General features: G+C 71.4%; 19 protein-coding genes, 1 tRNA gene and 1 pseudogene. 8 read left to right on the top strand and 13 right to left on the bottom strand.

What is annotated here, in order from left to right; all coding sequences use genetic code 11:
- Window positions 1-256 precede the first annotated feature (256 nt).
- On the top strand, window positions 257-2,740 hold the full coding sequence (locus EV371_RS29025; RefSeq protein ID WP_130464849.1) for a penicillin acylase family protein: 2,484 nt from the start codon (window positions 257-259) through the stop codon (window positions 2,738-2,740).
- A 111-nt stretch (window positions 2,741-2,851) separates the two neighbouring features.
- Here EV371_RS29025 and EV371_RS29030 read toward each other — a convergent pair.
- Window positions 2,852-2,986 (bottom strand): annotated as a pseudogene (locus EV371_RS29030) (phosphoribosylaminoimidazolesuccinocarboxamide synthase); the annotation flags it as partial.
- Here EV371_RS29030 and EV371_RS33595 point away from each other — a divergent pair.
- Together EV371_RS33595 and EV371_RS29035 are read left to right on the top strand one after the other, a co-directional pair.
- A complete protein-coding gene (locus EV371_RS33595) occupies window positions 2,963-3,142 on the top strand; it encodes a hypothetical protein (protein ID WP_165436562.1) in 180 nt (59 codons plus the stop codon). The pseudogene EV371_RS29030 and the gene EV371_RS33595 overlap by 24 nt on opposite strands.
- 9 nt (window positions 3,143-3,151) lie before the next feature.
- Window positions 3,152-4,258 (top strand): hypothetical protein, encoded by a 1,107-nt coding sequence (locus EV371_RS29035; RefSeq protein WP_165436563.1) that lies wholly within the window; start codon window positions 3,152-3,154, stop codon window positions 4,256-4,258.
- On the opposite strand, the gene EV371_RS29040 is transcribed toward EV371_RS29035, so the two are convergent.
- Window positions 4,239-5,069, bottom strand: coding sequence for a phosphoribosylaminoimidazolesuccinocarboxamide synthase (locus EV371_RS29040; protein WP_130464851.1), 831 nt, complete (start codon window positions 5,067-5,069; stop codon window positions 4,239-4,241). The genes EV371_RS29035 and EV371_RS29040 overlap by 20 nt on opposite strands.
- Window positions 5,070-5,271: 202 nt before the next feature.
- On the opposite strand from EV371_RS29040, the gene EV371_RS29045 reads away from it, so the two are divergent.
- Window positions 5,272-6,594 (top strand): ABC transporter substrate-binding protein, encoded by a 1,323-nt coding sequence (locus tag EV371_RS29045; protein WP_349339224.1) that lies wholly within the window; start codon window positions 5,272-5,274, stop codon window positions 6,592-6,594.
- An 88-nt stretch (window positions 6,595-6,682) separates the two neighbouring features.
- On the opposite strand, the gene EV371_RS29050 is transcribed toward EV371_RS29045, so the two are convergent.
- From EV371_RS29050 to EV371_RS29080, 7 genes are all read right to left on the bottom strand, one after another.
- The gene (locus EV371_RS29050; protein WP_130464853.1) at window positions 6,683-6,934 is read right to left on the bottom strand and encodes a hypothetical protein; all 252 of its coding nucleotides are present in this window, start codon (window positions 6,932-6,934) and stop codon (window positions 6,683-6,685) included.
- 65 nt (window positions 6,935-6,999) lie between these two features.
- Window positions 7,000-7,491: an anthrone oxygenase family protein gene (locus EV371_RS29055; protein WP_349339223.1), complete on the bottom strand. Its 492-nt coding sequence runs from the start codon at window positions 7,489-7,491 to the stop codon at window positions 7,000-7,002.
- A 182-nt stretch (window positions 7,492-7,673) separates the two neighbouring features.
- A complete protein-coding gene (locus tag EV371_RS29060; protein ID WP_130464854.1) occupies window positions 7,674-8,867 on the bottom strand; it encodes an FAD-dependent oxidoreductase in 1,194 nt (397 codons plus the stop codon).
- An 84-nt stretch (window positions 8,868-8,951) separates the two neighbouring features.
- Window positions 8,952-9,908 (bottom strand): RNA polymerase sigma factor SigJ, encoded by a 957-nt coding sequence (sigJ, locus tag EV371_RS29065; protein ID WP_130464855.1) that lies wholly within the window; start codon window positions 9,906-9,908, stop codon window positions 8,952-8,954.
- Window positions 9,909-10,179: 271 nt separating this feature from the next.
- A tRNA-Met gene (locus EV371_RS29070) sits at window positions 10,180-10,256 on the bottom strand.
- Between the two features lie 105 nt (window positions 10,257-10,361).
- Window positions 10,362-13,376, bottom strand: a complete 3,015-nt coding sequence (locus EV371_RS29075) for a UPF0182 family protein (protein ID WP_207230638.1) — start codon at window positions 13,374-13,376, stop codon at window positions 10,362-10,364.
- Between the two features lie 100 nt (window positions 13,377-13,476).
- Window positions 13,477-14,493: a PDZ domain-containing protein gene (locus EV371_RS29080; protein ID WP_130464857.1), complete on the bottom strand. Its 1,017-nt coding sequence runs from the start codon at window positions 14,491-14,493 to the stop codon at window positions 13,477-13,479.
- 141 nt (window positions 14,494-14,634) lie between these two features.
- Between EV371_RS29080 and EV371_RS29085 the strand changes: the two genes are divergently transcribed.
- The gene (locus EV371_RS29085; RefSeq protein WP_130464858.1) at window positions 14,635-15,942 is read left to right on the top strand and encodes a zinc-dependent metalloprotease; all 1,308 of its coding nucleotides are present in this window, start codon (window positions 14,635-14,637) and stop codon (window positions 15,940-15,942) included.
- Window positions 15,943-15,967: 25 nt separating this feature from the next.
- Here the strand turns inward: EV371_RS29085 and EV371_RS29090 are convergent, their stop codons facing one another.
- Window positions 15,968-16,567 carry a hypothetical protein gene (locus EV371_RS29090; protein WP_130464859.1) on the bottom strand — a complete coding sequence of 200 codons (600 nt, stop codon included), beginning with the start codon at window positions 16,565-16,567 and terminating at the stop codon, window positions 15,968-15,970.
- Between the two features lie 139 nt (window positions 16,568-16,706).
- Window positions 16,707-17,237, bottom strand: a complete 531-nt coding sequence (locus EV371_RS29095; protein WP_130464860.1) for a YgjP-like metallopeptidase domain-containing protein — start codon at window positions 17,235-17,237, stop codon at window positions 16,707-16,709.
- A gap of 512 nt (window positions 17,238-17,749) precedes the next feature.
- On the opposite strand from EV371_RS29095, the gene EV371_RS33600 reads away from it, so the two are divergent.
- The 3 genes from EV371_RS33600 (at window position 17,750) to EV371_RS29105 (ending at window position 20,844) form a co-directional block, all read left to right on the top strand.
- Window positions 17,750-17,917: a DUF5679 domain-containing protein gene (locus EV371_RS33600; RefSeq protein WP_165436864.1), complete on the top strand. Its 168-nt coding sequence runs from the start codon at window positions 17,750-17,752 to the stop codon at window positions 17,915-17,917.
- Window positions 17,918-18,142: 225 nt separating this feature from the next.
- A complete protein-coding gene (locus EV371_RS29100) occupies window positions 18,143-19,270 on the top strand; it encodes a hypothetical protein (protein ID WP_486484834.1) in 1,128 nt (375 codons plus the stop codon).
- A 182-nt stretch (window positions 19,271-19,452) separates the two neighbouring features.
- Window positions 19,453-20,844 carry an AarF/UbiB family protein gene (locus EV371_RS29105; protein WP_130464861.1) on the top strand — a complete coding sequence of 464 codons (1,392 nt, stop codon included), beginning with the start codon at window positions 19,453-19,455 and terminating at the stop codon, window positions 20,842-20,844.
- A 204-nt stretch (window positions 20,845-21,048) separates the two neighbouring features.
- Here the strand turns inward: EV371_RS29105 and EV371_RS29110 are convergent, their stop codons facing one another.
- Window positions 21,049-21,306, bottom strand: coding sequence for a hypothetical protein (locus EV371_RS29110; RefSeq protein ID WP_349339220.1), 258 nt, complete (start codon window positions 21,304-21,306; stop codon window positions 21,049-21,051).
- Window position 21,307: 1 nt separating this feature from the next.
- Window positions 21,308-21,673: a WhiB family transcriptional regulator gene (locus tag EV371_RS29115; RefSeq protein ID WP_130464862.1), complete on the bottom strand. Its 366-nt coding sequence runs from the start codon at window positions 21,671-21,673 to the stop codon at window positions 21,308-21,310.
- Window positions 21,674-21,695 lie beyond the last annotated feature (22 nt).

The following is a 21,695-nucleotide window of genomic DNA, read 5'->3' on the forward strand; positions in this document are numbered from 1 at the left end:
GACACCAGCTGCGCTGGACGGCTGCGTAGGTGAACGATCGGCGTCGGGGGCAGCGGGACGGGTCGTCCGTACCCGCTGGAAGGCCTTCGCTGGGTGACGCTAAAGATCGTCTTGGGGCGAGTCAATCCTCTGGGCGCTCCTTACTTTCTTCTGGGAAGAAACGAACGAGGGTGCCAGGAGGACTACTGCCGTACATCCACCGAATGACCTCTCCAGGCTGATGCCCGACCGGTGGCGTCCTGCCTAGTTTGTTGCCATGACAGGCGAAGACAGCCCACATGTCGCACGACCACCCGGCGAACCCAGGACGCACCCTCCCCGTGCACGCACCGCCACGATCGCCGCCGTTGCCCTGCTCACTGCCGGACTCGTCGCCGGCTCGGCACCGGCCCACGCCGGGACGACCGAATCCGCCGGCAGGTACTCCGCCGAGATCCGCCGCGCGTCGTACGGCGTACCGCACATCACCGCCGCCAACTTCGGCAGCCTGGGCTTCGGGGCTGGCTACGTACAGGCCGAGGACAACATCTGTGCGATCGCCGAGAAGGTGGTCACCGTCAATGCCACCAGGTCACGGTACTTCGGTGGCACCGACGCGAACGTGGCCAGCGACCTGTTCTTCCAGAAGGCCAAGGAGGAGAAGGTCGCCGAAGGGTTGCTCGTCGGCTCACCCAACGGCGTGTCCGCGCCGTCACCGCAGGTCCGCGGCCTCGTCCGTGGCTTCGCCGCCGGCTACAACAACTACCTGCGCAGGACCGGGGTGGCCAGGCTGACCGATCCGCAGTGCCGGGACAAGCCCTGGGTACGGCAGATCAGCGAGCTCGACCTCTGGCGTACCAACTGGGCCAACATGATCCGGTCCGGCACCCTGGAGTGGGTCGGTCCACTCGTCGAAACGAAACCCCCGGCACCGGGTGCCGCCACCACCAGCACCGGCGCCAGCATCGGCGGGCCGGGCGCGAGCGCCCCCAACTCCGGTGAAGCACCCGACGGCTCGGCCGGAAACGCTGGCGACTCGGCCGGAAACGCTGGTGGGCTGGGCAGCAACGCCTACGGGCTGGGCGGCACGGCGACGGTCAGCGGCGGCGGGATGCTCCTCGCCAACCCGCACTTCCCCTGGGACGGCCCCGACCGGTTCTACCGGGTGCACCTGAAGGTCCCGGGGGTGTACGACGTCGAGGGGGCGGCGTTGCTCGGCGATCCGATCGTCCAAATCGGGCACAACGCCACGATGGGCTGGAGCCACACCGTCTCGACCGCCCGTCGGTACGTCTGGCACGAGCTGAGGCTGGCGCCCGGCGACCCGACGTCGTACCTTGTCGACGGTCGCCGGGAGAAGATGACCCGACGCACCGTGACGGTCCGGGTGCCGACGTCGAACGGTGGCACGAAACCCGTGACCCACACGTTCTACGACACCCGCTTCGGCCCGGTCGTCGCCACCCACGCCTTCCCCTGGACGACCAGCACCGCGTACGCGATCACCGACGTCAACGCCGGCAACGCCCGCGCGCTTGACGGCTGGGTACAGCTCGGGCGGGCCGGCACGGTCCGGGCGGCGAAGGCGGTCCTCGACCGCTACCAGTTCCTGCCCTGGGTCAACATCATCGCGGCCGACGCGGCCGGGGATGCGCTGTACGGAGACCACTCGGTCGTCCCCCGGGTCACCGACGAACTCGCCACCAGGTGCATTCCGGAGCAGTTCCAGGCCCGGTACGCGGCCAGCGGCGAGGCGGTGCTCGACGGGGCGACGGCGGCCTGCGGGCTGGGTGCCGACCCCGACGCGGCGGTACCCGGAATCCTCGGCCCGGCGCGGCTGCCGGTGCTGATCCGCACCGACTACGTCACCAACTCCAACGACAGCCACTGGCTGGCCAACCCGGACCATCCGCTGACCGGCTACCCACGGATCATCGGCAGTGAGCAGACACCGCGTAGCCCGCGTACCCGGCTCGGGGTGCTCCAGGTGCGGCAGCGGCTCGCCGGCACCGACGGCCTGTCCGGCACCAGATTCACCACCGGGAACCTCTGGGAGGTCCAATTCGGCAACCGGGTCTACGGCGGAGAGCTGGTCCGCGACGACTTGGTCGCGCTCTGCACGGAGAACCCGAGCGCCACGGCGTCGGACGGCGCCACCGTGGACCTGACCGCGGCCTGCCCCGCGCTGCGGGCCTGGGACCTCCGAGTCGACCTGGACAGCCGCGGCGCCCACCTGTTCAACGAGTTCAGTCGCAGCCGCGGCCTGCTGTTCCAGGACCCGTTCGTGGCGACCGATCCGGTCAACACCCCAAGGGTCCTCGCGAAGGACGACCCCAGGGTCCTGACCGCGCTGGCCGACGCGGTGCAGCGGCTGGCCGGCATCCCGTTGGACGCACCGCTCGGTGCGGTACAGACCGAGCCACGGGGTGCCGAACGGATTCCGATCCACGGTGGGCCGGGTAGTTCCGGGATCTTCAACGCGATCAACACCGGGTTGGTGGCCGGCGTCGGCTATCCGAAGGTCACCTACGGGGCGTCGTTCGTCATGGCCGTCGAGTTCGGCCGGAACGGCCCGTCGGGACGACAGATCCTGACGTACTCGCAGTCGGCCAACCCGAACTCGCGCTACTACGCCGACCAGACCCGGCTCTACTCGCGGAAGGGCTGGGACACCGTCAAGTACACCGAAGCGCAGATCTCGGCCGACCCGAACCTGTACACCTACCGGGTACGGGAAAGCCGGCAGGACAGCCTGGGCTGACGGACCGGGCGGGTACCCCGGCACGGACCACGGGTACCCCGGCACCGACCATCAGTGCCGGGGTACCCGGGCCGGTGGATGCATGGGTCGCCCGGGGCGAGCCACGGTGCTGCCCCGGGGCAGGTAGCCCCGGGCGACGCACTCGACCGGGATCATCTCCAGCCGGCGGACCCGGATCGCCCGCCCGGCCCACTCCGCCGGTACGGCGGTGGCCGAGATGACGTGGTTCGGCGCCAGGTCGGCGAGGTGGGCGAGGAGCTGGTTGGGATCCAGCTCTGGGCCGCCGGTGGTGCGACCGAACCGGTGATCCTGCGCACCCTCGGCCCCGGGCCGCTCGGCTTCGCGTTCGCCCTGGACGGCGAGCGGCTCGGGTGGGCTCCATCGGCGGGCGTCGACAACTAGGCTGGCGCCGTGATCTCCCCGCAGTCCGATGCCGCCGCCGACCTGACACCGTCCATCCGAGAGAGTCCCACCTGGCTGGCCGGGGCCCGGGTCGCCGGACTGGTCGGGCTGGCGGGTGGGCTCGGCTGCTGGGCGTACACGGTGGCGGTGCTCACCCCCCGGATGCCGGTGGTGGCGGCGACCGCCCCGATGCCGGGCGGGGACGGTGAACTTTTCCTCTGGGTCGCCGAACTGCGCTGGGCGGCCATCCTGCTGGCGGCGCTCGGTTTGCTCGCCGCGCTCGCGCACCGTTCCGCCGCGCTGCCGCTGGCGGCGGCCACCGGCGCGGTACTGCTCGGTATGGACGGGGCGGTGGAGCGGGCCGACGCCGGAGAAGGTGTCGGCCTGGCGGTCACGCTGGGGCTGGGCGTAGCCGTACTGGGCCTGGCCGGGTGGCTGACGTGGCGGCGGGGCGCCGCAGTTCCCCCGCACGTCGTACGGCGACGGCTCGCGATCGTCGCGGTCGCCGCCGCCTGCTGCGCACCGGTGCCGCTGCTGCAGGGCACCCCGGCGGTCAACCATCCCTTCCTGCCGGGCGGGCTGCCGGCGGTAACCGCCCTGCTCCCGGTGTTACTCGTCGTGGTGGCCGCCTTCGCCGTCGGCACCGCCCGGCACCGTCCGTCGGCTCCGATCGTGCTCCTGGCCGGTGCCGCGTTGCCGGCGATGGTGCTCGCCGCGTTCGGTACCGCCACCGGCGCCGGGATCGAGCCCGGGAAGACCAGTTTCGGCGTGCTGCTCGCCGTACCCCTGGTGGTGGTCGTGGTGGCCCTGCTCCGCCGGCATCGGCCGAACCGCCGCACGGTGGTGCTCTGGACCGGACTCACCCTCGCCGGCCTGCCCGCCAGCGTGCCGTTCGTCTTCGTCTCCGTGTTCGTCTCGATATTCCTCTCGGCCCCGCTCTTCGCACTGGCCGGCACGAGCTATCCGGCGGACGGCCTCGCGGTGCTGCCCGGTGTGGCCCTGCTGGCCCTGACCGCCGGCGGGCTGATCGCGCCGCTCACCGTCCCGCACACCGGCCGTTCGTCGCCCGTCGCCGGGCCGCCGGTCATGGTGCCGGTTACCAGCGGCGGCCGGTGAGCCGCTCGTACACCTCGACGTAACGGGCCCGGGCCGCCTCGACGACCTCCGGCGGCATCTCCGGGGCCGGTCCGGTCTTGTCCCAGCCGGTGCCGACCGCCCAGTCCCGGACGAACTGCTTGCTCAGCGAGAGCTGGTCCCGGCCGGGCTGGTAGGAGTCGGCCGGCCAGAACCGGGACGAGTCGGAGGTGAGCAGCTCGTCGGCGAGCACCATCGTGCCGTCCGGCGCCCAGCCGAACTCCAGTTTGGTGTCGGCGACCAGGATGCCCCGATCGGCGGCGAGTTCGGCGCCGCGCCGGTAGACGGTGAGGGTGATCTCGCGGAGCCGCTCGGCGGTCTCGGTCCCGACCTTGGCCACCACGTCGTCGAAGGTGATCGCCTCGTCGTGCTCGCCCTGCGGTGCCTTGGTGGTCGGGGTGAAGATCGGCTCGGGCAGGATCGACGCCTCCACCAGCCCGGCGGGCAGCGGTACGCCGCAGACGGCGCCGGTCCTCTCGTACTCCTCGATACCGGAACCGGTCAGGTAGCCCCGGGCGACACACTCGACCGGGATCATCTCCAGCCGGCGGACCCGGATCGCCCGCCCGGCCCACTCCGCCGGTACGGCGGTGGCCGAGATGACGTGGTTCGGCACCAGGTCGGCGAGCTGCTCGAACCACCAGAGTGACAGCGCGGTGAGCAGTTTGCCCTTGTCCGGGATCGGGGTCGGCAGCGCCACGTCGTAGACCGACACCCGGTCGGAGGCGACCAGCACCAGGTCGTCGCCGTCGGCGTAGACGTCCCGGACCTTGCCCGAATGCAGCAGTTCCACGCGCCCAAGTACATCACGGTCGCCAATCCGGGCCCGGTGCGGCCCGCGCCGGCCGGGCCGCCGCCGGCCGGACCCGTCACCCGGGCTGTTCCGGGCAGTGGTTGGGACGATCATGCCCGTACGGGCGTTGACACCCGCCGAGGTCGGCTGTGTAAATGATCCGGTTGCCGTCACAGCTGACCCGGTGTCGTCAGGAGTTGTCGTGCCTCTTCCCCTCCCCTCCCCCGTGACGCCAAGACCTCCGGCCGGCCGACTCGGCCGGCGTCTGGGTGCCGCACTGCTCGTCGTCGTCACCGCGCTCTCCGGTTGCACCGCCGAGGACGCCGCGCCAAAGAACGAAAAGGTCGAACTCTCCGTCTTCTGGTGGGGCGGCGACCGGCGGGCCGAGTTGACCAAACAGGCGCTGGCGATCTACACCAAGCGCTATCCGGACGTCACCTTCAAGTTCACCCACCAGGGCAATGCCGGCTACTTCGACCGGCTCTCCACCGAGGCCGCCGCCGGCAACGCCCCGGACATCTTCCAGATCGACGACAACTACCTCACCGAGTACGCGCAGCGGGACATCCTGCTGGACCTGACCGACTATGTCCGGACCGACGTACTGGACCTGCGGAAGCTGCCCGCCGGTCTCGCCCAGTCCAGCCAGGTGACCGGCCGTACGGTCGCCGCGGCGGCAGCGGAGAACACCCCCGGCCTGATCTACAACAAGAGCCTGCTCGACCGGCTCGGCCTGCCGGAGCCGAAGATCGGGATGTCCTACCAGGACTACCTGGACTGGGCCGAGCGGATCACCGAGCGCAGCGACGGCGAGGTCTTCGGCACCATGGACCCGTCCGCCGACTACAAGGCGCTCTGGCTCTGGCTGCGCTCGCAGGACAAGGAGCTCTACCGGGGCCGGCAGGTGGGCTTCACCGAGAGCGACCTGACCCGCTGGTTCGAGCTGTGGGCAAGGGCCCGGCAGCGCCGTGCGGCCCCGCCGGCACCGGTGATCAAGCCGGCGAACAGCGGTGACGTGACCAAGCAACTGGTGGGCAGCGGCCAGGCGGCGACCTCGTTCGTCTGGTCCAACCAGCTACCCGAGTTGCAGAAGCTCACCAAGGACAAGCTCAGGGTGGTCAGCTACCCGGGCGACCCGGCGGCGCACTGGGCCCGGGCCTCGCTCTACTGGGCCGCCTTCCGGGGTACCCGCCATCCGGACACCGTGGTGCACGTCATCGACTTCCTGGTCAACGACACCGTGGCCGGCGAGATCCTCGGCACCGAGCGAGGGCTCAGCGCCAACCTGGACGTACGGCGGGCCGTGGAGGCGTCGCTGACCGACGAGAGCATGAAGCAGTCGGTCGCCTTCGAGACCACCATGACGGAGAAGTTCGGACCGGCCCCGGTGCCGCCGCCGAAGGGACACGCCACGGTCAAGCAACTGCTGATCCAGGCGGCGGAGAGCGTCCAGTTCGACAGGGCTTCCCCGCGTACGGCCGCAGCCTCCTTCATCAACCAGGCGAACGCCGCGCTGACCAGGTGAGCCGCCGGATAAGGACCCCGTCCGCCGTTTCCCGGCGGCGGAGGGGTCCCGTCCGGACGCCCCGGCCGGGGTCACCCGGTGCGGCTGCTCAGCGCTTCCCTCCCGACCTGCGGTTGCGCATGACGAAGACCAGGATCGCCACGATCAGGCCGACCACGATCAGGCAGCAGATCAGTCCCCAGATGCCGAAGCTGCCCCGGGCCCGGCGCCCCCGGGCCGCCTCCAGCACCAACTCGCCGGGTCCACTCGACGCCCAGGCCATCGCCGGCACGAACACTGTCAACGCCGCCGTACCGAGCACTGCGCTCAGGCGGACCCACCAGTTCCGGAAAATCTCCATGGCTACATCCTCGGGGCTACTCGCAAGTCCCGCCGGCAACGCGGCCGATCACCGCCCGCCCGCTCTCAGCCCCGGCCGCCGTACCTGACGAGCGCGACCAGCAGGCAGCCGAACGCCGCGAGGCTGAGTACGACGCGGACCAGGTTCCACGCCCGCCACCTCGCCTCGCCGAAATCCCGGCGTACTCCGGCGAGGTCATCGATCTGGTCCGGGTCGCCGGCCGCCTTGATGGCGTCGTTGCGCGGCACGTTCACCGCCAGGGTGATCACGACCACCACCAGGTAGAGCACGAACGCGACGGCGGTCCACGGCAGTCCGCCGTGCCCGTCCGCCGGCAGGTGCAGGGCGGCGGAGATCCCGGTGAGCACCAATGCTCCCAGGAAGCAGGACATGAACCACGGGTTGATGATCGACCGGTCGAGGGACTGGAACGCGCCGACGAACGTACGGTCGTCGGTGCCGCCCAGCCCGGGCATGATCGTGTGTGCGTACAGGGTGAACACCCCGGCCACCAGTCCGGTGGTCATCGCGGCGGCGCCCAGAACGGCCCCGGTCAACAAATCGCCCGCCTCCCGTCGATCCCGGCCGGCAGATCCGGCAGTGGCAGTATCACCGAACTCCCCCGGCCGACCCAAGATCTGCCGGAGAAGCAGACCGGCCCGCCAGCTGGGCTGGCGGGCCGGCGCTGCCGAACAGCGGCGGCTCAGCGGACCCGCCCGCGCTGGAGAACAGCGGCGGCTCAGCGGGCGGTTGCCGGCTGGGTCTCGGCCCCGACGGTCGCGGCGACCCGGCGGCGGCGGGTCGGCAGCATGATCGTCGGGTGGGAGACGCTCCAGGCCGCACTCGCGCAGATGAACTCCTTGTACCGGGCGGCCTGCCGGCCGGTAAGGGCGGCCGGCCTGGCCCGGTCGTCGGGGGTCACGAACTGGATGATGCCGTCGTGCCGGCCGAGGCTGATGCACTGCTGGACGTAGCCGATCGTGTTACCGGGGAGCTTGCGGCCGGTCAGCCGCGCCGCGATGGCGTCGGCGGCCTTCCAGGCCATCGGGATCCCCGAGGCGCACGACATTCGCAGTGGCCTGCCGCCGGCTCCCTCGGCGATCCCGGCGTCGCCGACCGCGTACACGTCGGGATGCGAGACCGAGCGCATCGTGGCGTCGACGACGATCTGCCCGGAGTCGGCGACCGCCAGGGCGCTGGCGGCGGCGATCGGGTGCGTGGCGAAGCCCGCCGTCCAGACGGTCACCTGGGCCGGGATCCGCGCGGCGGAACCGGTGAGCACGCCGGTCTCCTCGACCCGCACGATGTCCGTGTGCTCGTGGACGGTGATGCCGAGCCGGTCGAGAACCGTGCGCAGGTGCCGTCGGGCCCGGTCGCCGAGCCAGTCGCCGACGCCGCCTCGGGCCGCGATCGAGACGTCGAGGTCCGGCCTGGTCTCGGCGATCTCGGTGACCGCCTCGATGCCGGTGAGGCCGCCGCCGACGACCAGTACGGCCGCACCCGCGGCAAGCTCACGCAGCCGCTCGCGCAGCCGCAGTGCGCCCGGCCGGCTGGCGACGTGGTGGGCGTGCTCGACGACACCGGGGACGCCGTGGTCGGCAACGGTGCTGCCGAGGGCGTAGACCAGGGTGTGGTAATCGATCTCGTCGGTACCATGCTCGTCGACTACCTCGACGGTCCTGCGGTCGACATCGACGGCGGTGACCCGCGCCGGTCGTACCGCGACGCCGGTGCCCGCGAAGACGTCGCGCAGCGGGCGGCGCCGCAGGTCCTGCCCGACCGCGAGCTGGTGCAACCGGACCCGCTCGACGAAATCAGGGTCGGCGTTGACCAGGGTGATCTCGATGTCGTCGGAGTGGAGCCGGCGGGCGAGCCGTCCGGCGGCGTGGGCCCCGGCATATCCGGCCCCGAGGACGACGATGCGGTGCTTCATGTTCCGCTCCTGTCTGGTGTGGCCTGCTCGCCTCCTGAACCGGACGGCGACGCGATCCCTGACAGGACCCGGTTGAGACCTCGGTCACCAGCCGATGCCGGGTGACTCCCGGTGATCGGACGCGGCCCACTGCCTGCTGATCCGCTTCAGTTTGTCGGGGTTGGCCTGGGTGTGGATCGCGGCCACACCGTCGGGGGTGACGTCGAGCGACATGACGCCGACCACCCGATCACCGCTCACGGCCAGCAGGGCGGGGCCGTCGTTGACGACGGTGACGTGCACGGTGAAGGCGCCACCGAGCAGGGCCTCGAAGGTGGCCCGCCTGGCGGCGGTCGGCGCGAACAGGCCCCGCAGGAATCGCGCGATGCCGAGCGCACCGACGACCGGGGTGCTCCGGGCCGGGATCCGGCCGCCGCCGTCGGACATGCTCACCGCGTCGTCGGTCAGCAGCCGGACCAGCGGATCGGTGTCACCGCTGAGCGCGGCGGCGAGGAACTCGTCGGCGATCTTCCTCGCGGCGGCGGCGTCGATCTCCATCCGCACCCGGCCGGCGGCGACGTGCTGCCTGGCCCGCCGGTAGATCTGCTGACAGTTCGCCTCGCTGAGGTCGAGGATCCGGGCGATCTCGGCGTGCGGATAGCCGAACGCCTCCCGCAGCACGTACACCACCCGCTCGTTGGCCGACAGCCGCTCCAGGAGGGTGAGCACCGCGATCGAGACCAGTTCCCGCTGCTCGGCGGTCTCGGCCGGCCCGAGCATCCGGTCCCCGGCGAGGAGCGGCTCCGGCAGCCAGGGCCCCACGTACCTCTCGCGCCGGGACCGTGCCGACGTGAGCTGGTTGCGGCAGACGTTGGTGAGTACCTTCGTCAGCCACGCCTCGGGCGTCTCAATCCGGTCCCGGTCGGCCGCCTGCCAGCGCAGGAACGTGTCCTGAACCGCGTCCTCCGCGTCGGCGGCCGAGCCGAGCAGGCGGTAGGCGATCGCCTCCAGGCGGCCCCTGGAGCCCTCGAACAGCTGGACCTCACGCGGACTGAGCGACATCACCCACCAGTTAAGCACGCGGGTAGGCGGCCTCAGCTCAAGCAGGCGGGTAGGCGGGTAGGCGGCCTCAGCTCGAGCACGTGGGTGGGCGGCCTCAGCGCCGAGCGGGCCCGCTCGCCAGTGGCTGCCGGGCGCGTGACCGGTTCTCGACCGGGACGGGCCGGGAGGCGGTCGGGAGGGGCCGGTTGCGTCGGGAGAGCCGTCTTCGACCGAGGTAGCGACCGGGTGCGCAAAACGGCCCCTCGGATGATCTCCGAGGGGCCGTTTTCCCTGGTAGCGGGGACAGGATTTGAACCTGCGACCTCTGGGTTATGAGCCCAGCGAGCTACCGAGCTGCTCCACCCCGCGTCGGCTCGTTAACACTAGCGCACACCGCCCGCGCCCCGCAAAACGGGGGTCGAACTGCCCGGCGGCGACGGTACCGCCGCCGCCGGGCAGCCGGGTACGACCTGGTCAGCCGCTCGGGGACGGCGGCGGGCTGGGCGTACCGCCGCTCGCCGCCGGTGAGCCGGCCGGGGCCGGGTTACCACCCGCCGCCTTCTGAGCGTTCTGGAACTCGGTCATCGCCTCGTCGAGCGCCTTCAACGCCCGGCCGTACCGCTCGAAGTCACCGGCGGTCTGGGCGGCCCTCACCTCGACGATCGCCGCCTGGACCTTGCTCGCGGCGGCGGCCAGCTCCGGCGTGAGCTGTGGACTGGCGTCCGCCGGTGGTGGCGTGGTCGGGCCGGGTGTCGGGTTGGTGCCGCCGTCGGTGGGTGGCGGTGGCGTCGTCGGCGTCGTCGGGGCGTCCTTCTTGCCCTGCTCGACGAGCTGCTTGATGCCCTCTTCGAGGCTGTTCGCGAGTACGACGTACTGGCCGCCGTCACCGTAGGAGAGCAGCACCCGTTGCAGCAGCGGATAGGCGTTCGTCTGGTTGCTCTTCACGTAGACCGGTTCGACGTACAGCATGCCGTCGCCGTAGGGCAGCGAGAGCAGGTTGCCGTACTGCACCTGGGCCTGGTTCGAGGAGAGCAGGTTGAGCTGCTGCCGGATGTCCCCGTCGTTGGTCATCTTCTGGTGCACCTGGACCGGCCCGGAGACCGCCGTCTGATCGGGCAGTTCCAGCACCTCCAACCGGGGCTGGCCGTTCAGGTACGACCCGCTGATCAGCGCGGCGAGGTTCTGCCGGCCGGCCGGGGTGACCGCCGAGGTGAGCTGGAAGCGTGGCGCGTCCTGTCCCGGCAACTTCGTGTAGAGGTAGTACGGCGGCTGCCGCTCACCGGAGTCCGGCGCGTCCGGCGCGTTCGGCACCTCCCAGAAGTCCTGCCCGGAGAAGAACTCGGACGGGTCCGTGACGTGGAACTTCGCCAGCAGGTTGCGCTGCACCTTGAACAGGTCGGCCGGGTAGCGGAAGTGTGCCGCCAGGGCGGCCGGGATCTCCGACCTCGGCTTCACCAGGTCACCGCCGAACGCCTTGTTCCAGGCCTTCAGCACCGGGTCGGCCTCGTCGAACTGGTAGAGCGTCACCGTGCCGTCGTACGCGTCGACGGTCGCCTTCACCGAGTTCCGGATGTAGTTGATGTTCTCCCGGGCGAGTTCGAAGGTGCCCAGCCCGGTCAGCTCGTCGGCGGTCTCCTCCTGGAGGTTCACCTGCTCGGCGTACGGGTAGGTGGCCGCCGTGGTGTAGCCGTCGACGATCCACTTGATCCGCCCCTCGATCACCGCCGGGTACGGGTCGCCGTCCAGGGTGAGGAACGGGGCGACCTTCTCCACCCGGTCCCGGGGGTTACGCACGTAGAGCAGCTTGGAGGCGTCGTTGACCGCCCCGGAGAGCACGAAGTTCGGCTCCTGCTCCTTGATCGCGTAGAGCAGCCGGCGCCCGAAGGAGCCGATCTCGACCCCGCCCGAGCCTGTGTAGGTGTAGTACTGCTCGCCACCGTCCCGGCCGGTCGGCCGGTCGAACTCGACCGGGTTGTTCCCCTCGGTCTGCCCGACGATCGCGTAGTCGCTGCCGTCCATCTGCTCGCCGTAGTAGATCCGCGGCTGGGTGGCCGGGATCGTCTCGGTCGACGACGAGCACGCCTCCTCGGCGCGCTCACCGAGGAAGCCGGAGACGAAGTACGGCTGTCCGCCGCAGACCACCTTGTTGGCGGGGGCGCCGACCAGGCCGTAGCCGTGGGTGAAGACGGTGTGCCGGTTGATCCAGTTGCTCTGCTGCTCGGTCAGCTCCAGGTAGTTGATCTCCCGCATCCCGACGATGTAGTCCTGGGTCTCGCCGTTGACCTCGTAACGGTCGATGTCGAGCTTCGGGCCGAAGTCGTAGAAGCCTCGCACCTGCTGGAGCTGGGTGTAGGTCTCGGAGACCAGTTGCGGGTCCAGCAGCCGGATGTTCGGCACCACCGAGGTGTCGGTGGCCAGCGACTCCGGCGGCTTCAGGTTCGCCGCGTTGTACGGCGCCGCCACCGTGTTGGCCAGCCCGAACGAGTCCCGGGTGGCGATGATGCTCCGCTCGATGTACGCGGCTTCCTTGTCCTTGACGCTCGGCTTGACCTCGAAGGTCTGCACCGCCCACGGGTAGATGCCGCCGATCGCCACCGCCGAGATGCCGAGCAGGGCGAGCGAGATGCCGGGCCAGACCAGGTTCCGGATGAAGGCGTTGGAGAAGAGGATGATCGCCAGCGCGACCACCACCGAGATGTACGCCAGGATCTCCTTGGCCGGCAGCAGCGCGTTGACGTCGGCGTAGCCGGCGCCGTACAACTCGACGCCCTCGTTGAACTCCAGCAGCATCGCCCGCCGGTCGAGCACGTACGCCAGCGCCTTGAGCAGCACGAAGACCGCGACCAGTGTGGTCAGGTGGGCCCGGGCGGCGCTGGTCATCCGGTCACCGACGCCCTGCAGCCGCACCCCGCCGAAGATGTAGTGCATCGCCAGGGAGCCGATCACGGCCAGCACCACGGCGGTGAAGCCGACGCCGAGCAGGTAGCGCAGGAACGGAAACTGGAAGACGTAGAACCCGATGTCGATCTTGAATTCCGGGTCCTCGACGCCGAAGGTCTGCGAGTTGCGGAAGAGCATCCACTGACCCCAGCGGGTCTGTGCGGAGAGACCGGCGAAGAGCCCGACGATCGTCCCGATCGCGAGCAGCCAGGTGCCGATCCGGGGTGCCAGCACGGACCGGTAGCGCTCCAGGGTCACCTGCTCCGGCGAGTTCGGACGGAGCACCGGCCGCAGCCGGTAGGCCAGCCACATGTTGCCGCCGACCACCAGCGCCATGGCCAGACCGATCACGACGAAGAGCAGGATCCGGGTGACCAGCACCCCCCTGAAGACCCGGGTGTACTGCACCTCGTCGAACCAGAGCCAGTCGGTCCACGCCTGCACGCCCCAGCCCAACAGGGTAAGGAGCAGGAACACCCCCAGGAGTACGCCGACCGTGACGCGACCGCGTCGACTCATTCTTGGTAGGGGGCTGCTACGCATGACCACTGTTGGCTCCGCACCTTCGGCAATGACCGGACCTGATCAGAGCACCTAGACTACGGGGTGTTCCTGAGGCCGGCCGGTCCCCCATCGGGCCCTCGGTGCTTCAGCACTTCGGCGGCTCGCCCCCGGCGCGGATCGCCTCCAGCGCGCTCAGCGCGTCGTCGAGGGTTTCGACCCGGGCCATCGGCAACCCGGGCTGGGCGTTGCGGACAGCCTCCTCGCAGTTGCCGGCGGGCACCAGGAAGTACGTGGCACCCGCGTTCTTCGCGCCGACCAGCTTCTGCGGGATGCCGCCGATCGGGCCCACCTCGCCCAGGTCGTTGATGGTGCCGGTACCAGCGATGATCTTCCCGCCGGTCAGATCCTCGCTCTGGATCTTGTCGATGATGCCGAGCGCGAACATCAGGCCGGCACTCGGCCCGCCGATGTCCCCGAGGTCGATCTTCAACTCGAACGGGTGCGGCTGCCGCTGCTCGATCTCCACGCCGATCCGCGGCGGGTCGTTGCCAGTGGCGGCGCTGACGATCGTCGCGGTGGCCGGCTTGCCGTCCCGGGTGTAGCCGATCCTCAGCGAGGAGCCGGCCGGACGGGACCGGATCACGTCGGTGAGGCTGCTGGCGACCACCACCGGCTTGCCGTCGACGGAGGTGATCACGTCACCCACCTTGAGGATCCCCTCCGACGGGGCGCCCGCGCCGACGGACTTGACCACGATCTCCACCGGATAGCCGAGTTCGCGCAGCGCCGCGGTCTCGGCGCTGGTCTGCGAGGCGGCGAAGTCCTCCGCGTTGCGCTCCTCCACCTGCTGCTGGGTCTGCCCCGGCGGGTAGATCAACTCGTACGGCACCACGGCCTCGTCCGAGGAGAACCAGCCGGCGATCGCGGAGAGCAGCTTGACGTCGGGCTGCACGCCGACCGTGGTCAGCCGGAGTTGTCCGGCCGACGTCGAGGTCTCCCGGCCGGACACCTGGATCACCTCTTTGTCGTCCTGCCGGCCCAGCGTGTCCACGGTCGGTCCCGGACCGAGCACGACGTACGGGATCGGGGCGGCGAGCACGCCGAGGCTGAGCAGGGCGGTGAGCACCGCGCCGAGCAGGACCGTGACACCGCGACGTCTCATGGCCGACAAGCGTACCCAGAAGGCACCTTCGGGCCGGCCGTACCCGGAAGACATCTTCGGGCCGGCCGGCGAGCCCCGGGTTCGCCCGTGGCGTGACACCTGGGCGGGCGGCGTACCCTCCGGCGCGCGTACCGTGGACGGGTGCCTGATATTCCGTTCGGCTTCGCCCTGCCGGGTGGCCAGCCGCCCGACCCCAACGACCCGCAGCAGATGCAGCAGTTCATGGCGCAGCTGCAGCAGCTGCTCGCCACGCCGGGCAGCGGCCCGGTCAACTGGGACCTGGCCCGCCAGGTCGCGGCCAGCCAGCTCTCCTCGGCCGGCGACCCGGCCGTGACGCCGTACGAGCGCAATGCCGTGGAGGAGGCGCTCCGGCTGGCCGACCTCTGGCTCGATCCGGCCTCGGCACACCCCTCCGGGATCCAGACCTCCGTGGCGTGGAACCGGAACGAGTGGATCTACCGGACGCTCGACGTCTGGAAGAAGCTCTGCGACCCGGTGGCCGGCCGGATGGTGGCCGCGATGGGCGATCTGGTGCCGCCGGAGGCCCGGTCGCAGCTCGGCCCGATGCAGTCGATGCTGACCACGCTGGGCGGGGCCCTCTTCGGCGGCCAGCTCGGGCAGGCCCTCGGTTCGCTCGCCGCCGAGGTGCTCTCGGCCGGTGACATCGGCCTGCCGCTCGGCCCGGCCGGCACGGCCGCGCTGCTGCCGGCGAACATCCGGGCGTACGGCGAGGGCCTCGAACTCCCCGAGGACGAGGTACGCCTCTACGTCGCCCTCCGCGAGGCCGCCCACCAGCGCCTCTTCCAGCACGTACCGTGGCTGCGCGGCCATGTGCTGACCACCGTCGAGATGTACGCCACCGGCATCACCGTGAACCGGGAGGCGATCGAGGAGGCGATGGGCCGGCTCGACCCGATGAACCCGGAGTCGATGCAGGCGCTCTCGGTGGAGGGGATCTTCACCCCTGAGGACACCCCGACGCAGAAGGCCTCGCTGGCTCGGCTGGAGACCACGCTTGCCCTGGTCGAGGGCTGGGTGTGCCACGTCGTGGACAGCGCCGCCGCGGAACGGCTGCCGAACGTGAACCGGCTCGCCGAGGCGTTCCGGCGGCGTCGGGCCGCCGGTGGTCCGGCCGAGCAGACCTTCGCCGCGCTGGTCGGGCTGGAGCTGCGACCCCGCCGGCTGCGCGAGGCCGCCGCGCTCTGGGCGGCGCTGACCGAGCACCGGGGCATCGCCGGCCGGGACGCGCTCTGGGGCCACCCGGACCTGCTCCCCGCCGAGGAGGAGTTCGCCGATCCGGAAGCCTTCGCCCGGTCCCAGCTCGACCTCGGCGACCTGGACGACTTCGACTTCGGCGGTACCGGGTCCGGGAACGACTCGGGCGACACCGGGGCCGGGGACGACTCCGGGGAGCCCGGTCCGGACTCGTCGGGGCGTACCCCGGAGTGAGCGGCGCCACCCGGGGGTGGCGGGCTCAGCCGCCGAGCAGGATCCGGGTGGAGTCCCAGCCCTCGACCGCCGGGTCGAGCGTCGCGACGTCGGCCGGGGTACGGAGCCGGCGCCAGCCCGGCGCCACCGCCACCTCGGCCGGTCGTGGCGCCGCGGCGCGCACCAGGTCGACGTCGGCGGTGTCCAGGTCCAGCTCCGGCAGCCACTCCGGCGCGGGCAGCCGGGCCGCCAGGCCGAGCAGGCCGGGGCCGGGGTTCGTCGCCGGGGCGACCGCGACTGGACGGCTGGTCAGCGGACGGAGCAGCTTGCCGAGGATCAGGCCGGGCAGGTCGGGCACGTCGGACACCAGCGCGGCGGCCTGGTCGTAGCCGTCCCGGGCCGCGGCGTGCAGCGCGGCACCGACCCGGTTCTCCGGTAGCTCGTACACCGGCATGCCGGGCCAGGCGATCGCGTCGGCCAGCGGGCGGTCGGGCGCGGTGGCGGCGATCGCCGGCTCCACCTCGGCCAGGGTGGCGAGCAGGTCGACCACGTCCTCGGCGAGCGCGGACCGCCAGCGGACCGGGTCGGTGCCGGGCGGGGCCCAGGCGACGGGTCCGAGCATCAGCACGATCAGACGGCGGGTCACCCGCCGACCTTACCGACCCCCCGGATCCGGTACGCCGGACGGCGGAGGAAGGCGGCGGCGCGCCGGGTACGGTCCGGGGCCGGGTCCGCGCTTGCCGCCGTGCCCGCCGCTCGGCCGAGCTGGTCAGGGCCGCGCCGGCTCAGTCCGGCAGCACGATGCCGGCGGTCGCCGCGACGCCCTCCAGGTAGCCCCGGGCCCGTTCCGTCTTCGGATAGCGCCCGACGAGCTCCCAGAACCGCGCGTTGTGGCTGGGCACGACGAGGTGGGCCAGCTCGTGCAGCAGCACGTAGTCGATCACCCAGTCCGGCATCTCCTGGATCCGGTGCGAGATCCGGATGGTCCGGTCGGCCGGGGTGCAGGAGCCCCACCGGCCGTTCTGGTTCGTCACCCACCGGACGCTGGCCGGCACCGCCGCCCGGCCGTGCTCGCTCAGGTAGCGGTCGATCAGCCGGCGGGACCGGAGCAGCAGCTCCTCGTCGGAGCGTCCGAGCCGCTCCTCGCGGGCGGCGAGCCGGGCGAGCATCCGGTCCACCCACTCGGTCTCCTCGGCCCGGGAGAACTGGTCGGGGATCAGGACCACGACGCGCTCGCCGTCCCGGTAGGCGGACACCGTCCGGCGCCGGCGCTGACTGCGCCGTACCTCGACGACCGGCTTCCGCGTCCCCGCCATTAGCGGCCCGCGCAGCCCCGGGTTTCGTTCACGATGGAAAACTAATGCTTACTGACCAGGTCACCGCAAGAGTCAACCCACAGATGACCGCCGGAAAAATACCGGTTGGCGGTGACCCGTCCGGAAAAAATTCATTGCGGTGATCGTCTGCGTACCCATGATCGGTCCGGTTCGGCCTCCCGGGGGCGTACGGCGGAGCACCGGAGGCAACGGTAAAGGATCATCCCCCGGTCACGCCAGACGCCCTCGATCACCGATCTGACGCAGTTCATCCGGCGTGTCCCTGCCAAACTGACTTATCCGACCTATTCCGGCATGCACACTCTGGGCGTCGGCTTCCTCACAGTGTCGACAGATCGCTGACATGGAACTGCCCAGATCTGGGTAGGGTCCGCGGACCGGCGGTCACATCGGTGACCGCGGAGAAACCCAGCGCTGGCGCCTACGTGGCCGCCCGCCGCCGGGCGCACGCCAGGCTCGCGAGAGCCGGCGGATGAGACGAGGAGGGCACCGTGGCCGAGAAGGCCCAGACCTACAACGGTTACTGCGTGAAGTGCAAGGAGAAGCGTGACTTCGAGGGCAACGTCGAGGTTTCCAAGACAGGCATGAACATGGCCAAGGGCAAGTGCCCGGTCTGCGGAACGACCGTCAACCGGATCCTCGGCAAGGCCAAGGTCTGATCATCGAGAAGTACTCGGAACTGCGGGAAGGGGTGGCGGAGCGCCACCCCTTCCCGCTTTCGCTGTCGCCCTGCGGACACCCCCCGTGATGTCCGCGCCGCGACAGCAGTTACCCATGGGTTGTGGATAAGTCGCCAAATCCTGTGGATAGAGCAGTGCACACGGCCCACCCGCTGTGGACAACCGCTGCCGTCGCGCACCCGGGCGGTGACAGCGTGTCGCCCCATGACCCGAACCGTGCTGCCCCGCCCCACCCTGCTGCCCGGCCTCGCCCGACTCTGGCGTGACCGGCACACCCTGCAACTCGGCCTCGACCCCCGCCGCGCGGTCCTGCTCGAGGTCGCCAACCCGTCCGCCGCCCGGCTGCTCGACCTGCTCGACGGCAGCCGCAGCGAGCGGGCCGTCCTGGACCATGCCGCCACGGTCAACGTCTCCCGCGACGACGTCCGTACGCTGATCGACACCCTCCGCGCCGCCGGCCTGGTGGTCGCCGCGCACACCCTGCTCCCCACCGACCTGGCCGAGCCGGTCCGGCAGCGCCTCTCCGCCGAGGCGGCGGCGCTCGCGCTACACGGCCGAGACTCGCCCGGCACCCCGGCCCAACTACTTCGGCGGCGCGCGGCCGCCCGGATCGTGGTGACCGGTCAGGGCCGGCTCGCCGCCCCGGTGGCGGTGACCCTGGCCCAGGCCGGCGTCGGGCAGGTGCATCCGGACCTGGGCGGCCGGGTCGGGCCGGCGGACACCGGCGGCGTGCTGCTGGCCACCGACGTACGCCGGCCGAGCGCCGCCGCCGTCGCGGACGCGATCGCCCGGTCCGCGCCCGGCACCACCACCCGGCCCGTCCGGCGCGGTCACGCCGACCTGGTGGTCCAGGTCGGGGCGGACCGCCCCGCCGGCCTGCTCGCCGCCGGCTACGCCCAGCACCGGCAGGCGCACCTGCTGCTGACCATGCGCGACGGGGTCCCGGTCGTCGGCCCGCTGGTCCGGGCCGCCGGCTCGCCCTGCCTCAACTGCGTCGACCTGCACCGTCAGGACCGCGACCCGGGCTGGCCCGGCCTCGCCGCCCAACTGGCCGGCGGCGACGGCCCGGAACCCTGCCTCACCTCGACCCTGGTCACCGCGGTCGGCTACGCGGTCGGCGAGGTGCTCACCTTCCTCGACGGCGGTACCCCGGAGACGGTCGGCGGGGCGGTCGAGGTGACCGGCGCCGGAAGGCTGCGCCGCCGCACCTGGCCGCCGCACCCGGCCTGCGGCTGCGCCGCACGGCGCCGCGGTACGCCGCCCCGGCGCGTCCGCCTCGTCCCGCCCCGGTCCCCGGAGCCGGGGACCGACGGAACCGCCCCGCAGGCATGAAACAGCACCTGCCTCCCGAACCGGTCCATTCCGACCGAGGGTCGCAGCCGGGCACGAGCGGGCACGGCCGGGCGGATTCCGGCACCCCGAACCGGCCGTGGCCGGTCAGCGACGACGAGTACGTGGCCGGAGCCACCCGCCGACGGCGGACCGGATCTCGCCGAGTCGGTAACAATGATCTGGTGACCGACATCCCGCGCCGTGCCGTCTCCCGGACCGCCAAGCTCGCCGCTCTGCCGCTCGGCTTCGCCGGCCGGACGGTCCTCGGCGTCGGCAAGCGGGTTACCGGCCTCGCCTCCGACGTGATCTCCAACGAGATCCAGCAACGCACCGCCGAACAGCTCTTCAGCGTGCTGGGTCAGCTCAAGGGCGGAGCGATGAAGTTCGGCCAGGCCCTGTCGGTGTTCGAGGCGGCCCTGCCCGAGGAGGTCGCCGCCCCGTACCGGCAGGCGTTGACCAAGCTCCAGGAGGCGGCCCCGCCACTGCCGGCGGCCAGCGTGCACAAGGTGCTGGCCGAGCAGTTCGGGCCGGACTGGCGGTCGCTGTTCGTCGAGTTCGACGACAAGCCGGCCGCCGCCGCGAGCATCGGCCAGGTGCACCGGGCGATCTGGAAGGTCGAGGGCGCCAGCACGCCGACGGTACGGCGGCGCGGCGCGAAGGCGGCGACCAAGACGGCTGTCCCGACCCCGGCCGGTCGGCCGGTCGCGGTCAAGGTGCAGTACCCGGGCGCCGGGCCGGCGCTCCTCTCCGATCTGAAGCAGCTCTCCCGGCTCGGTGCCATGTTCCGGGCGATCCAGCCGGGCCTGGACATCAAACCGCTGCTCAGCGAGTTGCGTGAGCGGATCAGCGAGGAGTTGGACTACGAACTGGAGGCGGAGTCGCAGCGGGTCTTCGCCGCCGCGTACGCCGACGATCCGGAGATCTTCGTACCCGGCGTCGTCGCGGCCACACCCCAGGTACTGGTCACGGACTGGGTCGAGGGCACCCCGATGTCGACGATCATCAGCTCGGGGTCCGAGAGCGAACGGGACCAGGCCGGCCGGCTGATGGCCACCCTGCACTTCTCGGCGCCGATGCGCGCCGGGCTGCTGCACGCCGACCCGCACCCCGGCAACTTCCGGCTGCTGCCGGACGGACGGCTCGGCGTGATCGACTTCGGTGCGGTCGCCCGGCTGCCCGGCGGGCACCCGGAGCCGATAGGCCGGCTGGTCCGGCTGGCCCTGGCCGGCGACGCCGATGCGGTGGTGGCCGGGCTGCGCGAGGAGGGCTTCATTCCGGCCGACGCCGCGATCGACGCCCAGGCGGTACTCGACTTCCTGATGCCGATCCTGCAGCCGCTCTCGGTCGAGGAGTTCCGCTTCACCCGGGCGTGGCTGCGGGTCGAGGCGGCCCGGCTCGCCAACCCGCGCTCCCCGGCGTACCAGCTCTCGCGGCAGCTCAACCTGCCGCCGTCGTACCTGCTGATCCACCGGGTGACCCTCGGCTCGATCGGGGTGCTCTGCCAACTGGAGGCGAAGGCGCCCTACCGGGGCATCGTGGAACGCTGGCTGCCGGGATTCGCCCCGGTGGCCTGACCTGCAGCGCGACGACGCCGGGCCGGTCGCGGCGGCGGGCGTACCCTCCGCCGGGACCGGCCCGGCCGATTGAACCTTTCAACCTCCCCCTGGGTCCGACGGACCGCAAGGTCGGACGCGCTGCATGACCGCCGCGCGGTTCAGGTTGAAAAAGGTTCATTGGATGTCAGATCTGGTTACCTGCCGTCGGCCGAAGCCGTCGACTCACAGGCTGCCCAGCTCGCGGGCGGCCCGGCGACGGGCCTCCAGCGCGATGCTGCGGGCGGATCGGGTTGCCTCAGTGCTCGTGGTGCTGCGACCGGCCTGAGGCAGGCGCATTCGAGCCCTCGACAACGCTTCGTGGATGAGATGCATCTTGGTGGCTCCGTCTCGGATGGGCATGGCAGTGATGTTCTTCGACACCGCGGCCATCGCGGTGTCCGGCGCCGACAGCAGACCGGCGTTCGTACGGATCGGGTTCATGTCAGGCCGCCAACCGGACCGCACTGCGCGACTCGGCAAGGCCACTGGCCGCCAGCCGCGCCTGGGCCTCGACCCGCAGCGCCGCGTCACGGGCGACATCCTCCTTGCGCGGGCGACCACGGGGCCGCTTGCGCGGAACGACCGCGCCACGCTCGAAGATCTCGCCGCCCCAGACGCCCCACGGCTCCGCCCGCTCGACCGCACCGGCGAGGCACTCGACGCGCAGCGGGCAGTCCCCGCAGAGCGACTTGGCCAGCTCCAGCTCGGCAGGCGAGTCGGCGAACCACAGGTCGGGGTCGAACTTCCGGCAGGGCAGGTTCGCCTCCAGCTCGACGTTCGCGTCGAGGGGGGCCAACGCCAGACTCATCGCCCGGTCACCTCTCTCTCGT

Source organism: Plantactinospora sp. CNZ321 (genome assembly GCF_004217235.1).

What these genes read in the sequence shown, in the direction of transcription:
- EV371_RS29110 (WP_349339220.1), bottom strand. Translation starts at nt 21,306, where the DNA reads ATGAACCCGATCCGTACGAACGCCGGTCTGCTGTCGGCGCCGGACACC.
- EV371_RS29095 (WP_130464860.1), bottom strand. Translation starts at nt 17,237, where the DNA reads ATGGCGGGGACGCGGAAGCCGGTCGTCGAGGTACGGCGCAGTCAGCGC.
- EV371_RS29115 (WP_130464862.1), bottom strand. Translation starts at nt 21,673, where the DNA reads ATGAGTCTGGCGTTGGCCCCCCTCGACGCGAACGTCGAGCTGGAGGCG.
- EV371_RS29050 (WP_130464853.1), bottom strand. Translation starts at nt 6,934, where the DNA reads ATGGAGATTTTCCGGAACTGGTGGGTCCGCCTGAGCGCAGTGCTCGGT.
- EV371_RS29080 (WP_130464857.1), bottom strand. Translation starts at nt 14,493, where the DNA reads ATGAGACGTCGCGGTGTCACGGTCCTGCTCGGCGCGGTGCTCACCGCC.
- EV371_RS29060 (WP_130464854.1), bottom strand. Translation starts at nt 8,867, where the DNA reads ATGAAGCACCGCATCGTCGTCCTCGGGGCCGGATATGCCGGGGCCCAC.
- sigJ (WP_130464855.1), bottom strand. Translation starts at nt 9,908, where the DNA reads ATGTCGCTCAGTCCGCGTGAGGTCCAGCTGTTCGAGGGCTCCAGGGGC.
- EV371_RS29100 (WP_486484834.1), top strand. Translation starts at nt 18,143, where the DNA reads ATGACCCGAACCGTGCTGCCCCGCCCCACCCTGCTGCCCGGCCTCGCC.
- EV371_RS29025 (WP_130464849.1), top strand. Translation starts at nt 257, where the DNA reads ATGACAGGCGAAGACAGCCCACATGTCGCACGACCACCCGGCGAACCC.